Annotated in this window: 3 protein-coding genes; 2 read left to right on the top strand and 1 reads right to left on the bottom strand. The window is 72.6% G+C overall.

What is annotated here, in order from left to right:
• The coding region (eccCa, locus tag HMPREF9062_RS04255) for a type VII secretion protein EccCa (protein ID WP_009748810.1) at positions 1-2,139 on the bottom strand (2,139 nt) is incomplete at its 3' end.
• A gap of 202 nt (positions 2,140-2,341) precedes the next feature.
• Here eccCa and HMPREF9062_RS04250 point away from each other — a divergent pair.
• The gene (locus HMPREF9062_RS04250) at positions 2,342-3,697 is read left to right on the top strand and encodes a hypothetical protein (protein ID WP_009748809.1); all 1,356 of its coding nucleotides are present in this window, start codon (positions 2,342-2,344) and stop codon (positions 3,695-3,697) included.
• Entirely contained in the window at positions 3,694-5,367 is a 1,674-nt protein-coding gene (locus tag HMPREF9062_RS13770; RefSeq protein ID WP_034253728.1) for an FHA domain-containing protein, read from the top strand. The genes HMPREF9062_RS04250 and HMPREF9062_RS13770 overlap by 4 nt, the downstream gene beginning before the upstream one ends.
• Positions 5,368-5,534 lie beyond the last annotated feature (167 nt).

Raw genomic sequence — 5,534 nt, 5'->3', positions numbered from 1 at the left:
CGCGGGCACGGCGGCGCCCGCGCGCTCGGGCGGCGGGCCGGCCACGTAGCAGGCCCGAAAACGAGTCATCTCGCGTGTGCCGCTCTTGAGGTAGCCGCTGCCCGGGTAGGGCGGCAGGTCGTAGGCGTCGGCGACCCCCAGAACGATGCGCGACTCGGCCGCGGAGAAGGTGCGCAGGCCGACCCGGTAGGACAGATGGGATTCCAAACCGTGGAGGCGGCCCTCCTCCAGGCGCTGGGAGGACAGCAGGAGGTGGATCTGCATCGAGCGCCCCAGGCGTCCGATGGCGACGAACAGCTCGATGAAATCCGGCTTGGCCGACAGCAGCTCGGAGAACTCATCGAGGATGACGAACAGGGCCGGCAGCGGCTCCCCGTTATGCCTGCCCGCGCGGCGCGCCTCCTCGTAGTCGGAGACGTTGGCGTAGTTGCCCGCGTCGCGGAGCATCTCCTGGCGGCGCGTCATCTCCCCGCGCAGGGCCTCCTCCATGCGATCGACCAGCCCCAGCTCGCTCTCCAGGTTGGAAATCATGGCGGACACGTGCGGGAGCTCCGACATACCCGCGAAGGTGGCGCCGCCCTTGAAGTCCACCAGCACGAAGTTGAGCTGATCGGGCGAGTGGGTCAGCGCCAGCGCCAGCACGAGGGTGCGCAGGACCTCGGACTTGCCCGAGCCGGTCGCGCCCACGAGCAGCCCGTGGGGGCCCATGCCGCTCTCGGCGGACTCCTTGATGTCCAGAACCACCGGGGCGCCCTCCGGCGTGACGGCGAAGGGGACCCGCAGGCGGTCCCGCCCCGACCGCCTGCGGCTCCAGACGACGTCCGGGTCGACGTCGCGCACGTCCCCGAGTTCGAGAAGATCGAGGAGATCGGCCGAGCGCTTGAGGTCGGTGGTGCCCACCGGGGCGCTGACGGCGGCCTCCCCGGAGGTGCTGAAGCGCGAGGACAGGCGTCTGACGACGGCCTCGGCGGTTGCGATGTCCATCAGGTCGGCTACGGCGGGGGCGGGGTCCTCCCCGGCGCGCACGACCTCCATGGGAGTGGCGTGGGTCAGCATGGAGGCCGGGTGCAGCAGGAGGCGGAGAGTCGACAGCGAGGTCAGCGCGCCCCACCTCTCGGGCAGGTCGATGACGGTCGCCCCGTTCACCCCGCTGCTCGAGGCGATGGGAGCCCCGGGGGGCACCAGGCCGCCGTCAACCACGACGATGATGTACGGCATGGGAGTGTCGGCGACGTCGTAGGAGAAGGCCCCGCGATCCTCGAGATCCTCGGGCAGCAGCTCGAGCGCCTCCTGCCACGACGTCGTGATCACACGGGCGGGGCCGGCATCATCCTGAACCGTGTCCGACCAGACGTGGGGCGCCCATTTGAGCCATTCCCACTGCCCTAGATTCTCCTCGGAGGCCACCACCGCCACGCGCAACTGGCTGGGCGGCGTCATGGACAGCAGATGCGCGAGCAGAGCGCGTGTCAGCGCGCGAGCGGCATCGGCCTGACCAACGACTTCCACGCGGGAGAAGTAATTCAGCGAGGTCCCCAGCGGCAGACCGTCGACGTCGCGGTGGGTGACCACGAATCGCGACATGGCGGACAGGCACACGGGGTCGGGCTTGGCCAGCGCGTCGAGCTTCTCCGGGACCAGCTCCACGCACAGAGGCTGGGTCGAACGCCCCAGCCGCACGAGCACCTGGTCGTCGCCGGGAGTGCGCTCCCACACCCGTCTGCCATCCTGGACGAAATAGGGCAGCGCCTCCGGCTCGGGCAGGACGTGCACCGCGTGACGCCGCTGCTGACCGGCCACCGTGCGCACCGAGTCCCGCAGCTCGGACAGATAGGCGAGGTACTCGCGCCGCTGATCCTTGACACTCTCACGATGCTGATGCACCTGACGATAGATGTTGACTCCGACCATGGACAGCATGGCGATCACCATGCCGCCGCCCATCAGGAGGGTACGGGTGCCGTTGGAGTTCGAGATGGCCATGAACACCATGACGCCCATGGAGCCGGTCAGCGGCAGCACCGTGGCCAGGACGTTCGACGCGTCCTGAGCGACGACGGCGTCCGGCGGCGCCTTGACATCGATAGTCCCCGACGGGCGCTCGGGGGCGTCTGAGGTGCTCACCTGGTTGTCGCTCATAGGGCGGCCCGAAACCTTCCGATTCGTCAGCGGCGGACTCGCCGGCTGAAGGGCGGCCCGATTCTCATGGACGACACTCGCGCGGGGTCGCAGAATAGTCGGTGCCTCTAGAGTACTCGTGCAGTCCGGTACGCCTCCACGTCGAGCACCCGTGCAAGGACCCCCGCGAACGACCCTTAACACATGAGAAGCGAGAATCCGCATGAATGTGGCGAACGTACGCGTCACCCTCGTCGACGACGGCGGGCGGACCGATGTCGCCGTCGCAGCGGGAACCCCGGTGCGCGCGCTCCTGGAGGCGCGGACGGGCGCAGCGGTCCCGGACGACGTTCGGGTATCGACCACCACGGGGGCGCCCGCCCCATTGAATTCCCTCATCGGCCAGGACCTCGGGAGCGGCACCGTGCTGCTCGTGGGCGGCAGGGTCACCGGCAGGCACGCGGCCGATCGCCTGGCCATCCGCTCCGCCTCCCGCCCCGTGCGGCCCGCTCTCGATGCGGCCGCCGTCGTGCTGGTGGCCTGCCTGCTCCTGGCGCTGGGGTGGTACTCGGCGCTGACCGTCGGGGAGGCGCGCCTGCCGTTGCCGGCGCGCGCGGGGGCCGCTGGTCTGGCCGCCGCGCTCCTGGCGGCCCGGGCGATCCTGGCGAACAACCGGCTCACTCCCGTGCAGGAGGCGTCCACGATCCTGCCGCTGCCGCTGCTGGGCGCCGCGACGGGGGCCCTGCTGGTGCCGGCGGACGCCCTCGAGCCGGTCGCGACGACGACGCTGCTGAGCGCATGGGGGGCGGGCGCCGCCTCTCTGGCCCTGTGGCTGCGACTGCGATCCGCGTGCGCCGCGACGGGCGCCCTCGCGTGGACGACCGTGGCCGCCCTGGCCACGGCGATCCTCGTCCTCGATGTCCCCCGGACTTCGGTGGTCGTCATCAGCCTGGCGCTCGGCGCCCTCTTCATCACGCTCGTGCCCGCCGTGTCGCTCTCCTCGGTTCCCGACCAGCAGCTGCTCGACTTATCGGAGCAGCGCGCGGGCAGCAGGGGCGTGCGGGTGCCGACCGTTGAACCGCCGGCGAGGGTCACCGGCGCCCGGATCTCGCGCACGCTGGATCAGGCGGAGTCGATGTCGGTGGCCACCGGAGCGGTGATCGCCGTCGTCGTGGTGGCGTGCTCACCGGCTGCGGTGGCGGTGGCCCTGGGCAGCGGACCGTCCGCATGGGGCGCCCGCGTCGAGCTGATTCTCGTGACGGCGCTCCTGCTGCTCCACCCGCGCACGGCGCGTTCGCACACCGAACGCGTTCTGCCGCGGCTGGCGGTGGGCGCCGCCGCCATCGTCTCGATTCTGAGCTCGGGCTCCCAGCCCGGGACGGCGACGTTCACCCTGCTCATCGGAATCGCGGCGGGGGCCGGGCTCGTATCCGTCGTCATCATGTTCACACGACTGGGCGGTCGCCCATCGGCGTGGTGGGGCCGTTTCGGAGACATTCTGGGGTCTCTCGCAGGTTTCCTGGCGCTCCCCTCGGCAGTGGTCGCCGCCGGAATCATCGACTTCATGAGGCAGCTGTGAGCACTCGACTCCACGACACAATCAGCACAACCGAGGCCCCCAGCGTCACCGGAAGCGCCGGAGGTGGCGCTGGCGTGCGCCAACGGCGTCCGACGAGGCCCGAGCTGATCGGCGCCGCCGCCATCGACCTGGCGATCCTTCTCGTCCCGCCCGCCGCGCTCGGCCTGCTCAGAGGATGGACCCCGCTCGCCGTCATCTCCGCCGTCGAGCTCCTCGCGCTGGTCATCATCGTCCTGGCGTGCACCGGCAGGACCCCGGGACTGGCCGCGATCGGAGCGCGCGTCGTCACCGCCGAGGGCTCGACCACCCCCGGACTCGGCCGCGCGGCGGCCCGCGTCGCCCTGACACCGCTGATCCCGGCGGGCAGCGGGGAGGCCGGGTTCGTCGACACGCTGACGCGCTGCCGGACCCGAACGGGCCGTCGGTCGTCCCGGGCGGATCGACCCCGTCGGGGCCCCGGTCCCAGCGATGCCGGGAATACCGCATGGTCCGCGCACCCGCGCACCCCCGCGAGCGGGAGGGCGGAGCGCCCCACATCCGTGTCCCCGCAGGCCTCGTCAGCCGTCCCGTCCTCGATGCCGACGGGCGCTCCCTCCTCGCCCCCGACGCCGGGCATCGGGGGCGAGGACTCCCCTCCCGGGCCAGCTCCGGGCGCACTTGCATCCGCGCCGCCGGCCTCTTCAGCTCCGGAGCCCGCCGTCCGATCCGCCCCCATTGCACGCGAGGGGATCCTCGGACCTGCGGCGCCCGACCCGCGCACGCGCTCCGAGACGGGCGCGAGCGACTCGCCTCGACATGACGTCACCGGCGGCGCACCCGCCATGCGCTCCGAGACGGGCGCGAGCGACTCTCTCGACTCGGGGCAGCCGATCCCACCCGCCTCCGGGCGCGCCGCCGCCTCGCCCGCCTCCGGGCCGATAGCGCCCGCCGACCCCGTGCCGACCGGGCGCGCGGCCCCCGCCGCGCAGGAGATCCCTCCGCCGCCCGCCGGCCCTGTGCCGCCCGTCTCACCCGCATCGCCGAGCGCCCCCTCCTCCGGACGGCGGGTGCGCGCCGGAACGCCGGACGAGACGACGCCGAAGGCACCGACGCGCAGAAGGCGCAGGGCCACGTCCCACCGCGCGCCGGCCTCCCCGGCAGCCTCATCACCCTCATCACCGTGGAACCCCTCCGAGACTCCACCGCCGGCTCTCGCCGGCGAACCCGCGGCAGGGGCTTCGGCGGGGCCGGGGAGCGGGGCCGCCGAGCCCGGCGGTCCCCATGCGACCGCGCCGACGGAGCAGGCGGGTCCGGGGGCGCCCCCGCGGGAGGACACGCGCATCGCCCGACGATCCGACCGTTCCGACATCGTCCTCATCACAGGTTCGGGCCGGCGCGTCCCCCTGGAGGGTCAGTGCGTCATCGGCCGGGCGCCGCGGCCGGCCGATCCCGGGGACATCCAGCTCGTCGCGCTGGACTCCTCGTCGAGTGCGCTCTCGCGCTCCCACCTGCGCATCGGCTTCGACGACCGGCAGGTGTGGGCCGAGGATCTGAACTCGGCCAACGGCACCGTCATGGTGCACCCCACGGGGCAGCGGATCCGACTCGGGCCTCAGTGGCGCACCGCCATCGTTCCGGGCGCGGTCCTTCTGCTCGCGGATGAGAGCATCACCGTGGAGAGGAGCGCCTGACGGCGGGGCCGGAGGAATCCGCAGCGCCGACGAGCCGCGCTCCCCCGTCCGCAGGCGGGGACGACCTTTCGGCAGTCCCAGCCGGGCCACCGCATCCGCGCTCCCCCACTCGCGGGCGGGGACGACGGCTCCGACGCCACCGCAGACGCGGGCGGGTCTTCCACACA

The sequence above is a fragment of the Actinomyces sp. oral taxon 448 str. F0400 genome (genome assembly GCF_000220835.1).
Classification (GTDB): domain Bacteria; phylum Actinomycetota; class Actinomycetes; order Actinomycetales; family Actinomycetaceae; genus Actinomyces.
Note: the sequence above shows the minus strand (reverse complement) of the source record. Positions and strands in the feature narration are given on the sequence as shown.

Excerpts from the sequence above, each read along its gene's own strand:
- HMPREF9062_RS04250 (WP_009748809.1), top strand. The coding sequence starts at position 2,342 with ATGAATGTGGCGAACGTACGCGTCACCCTCGTCGACGACGGCGGGCGG.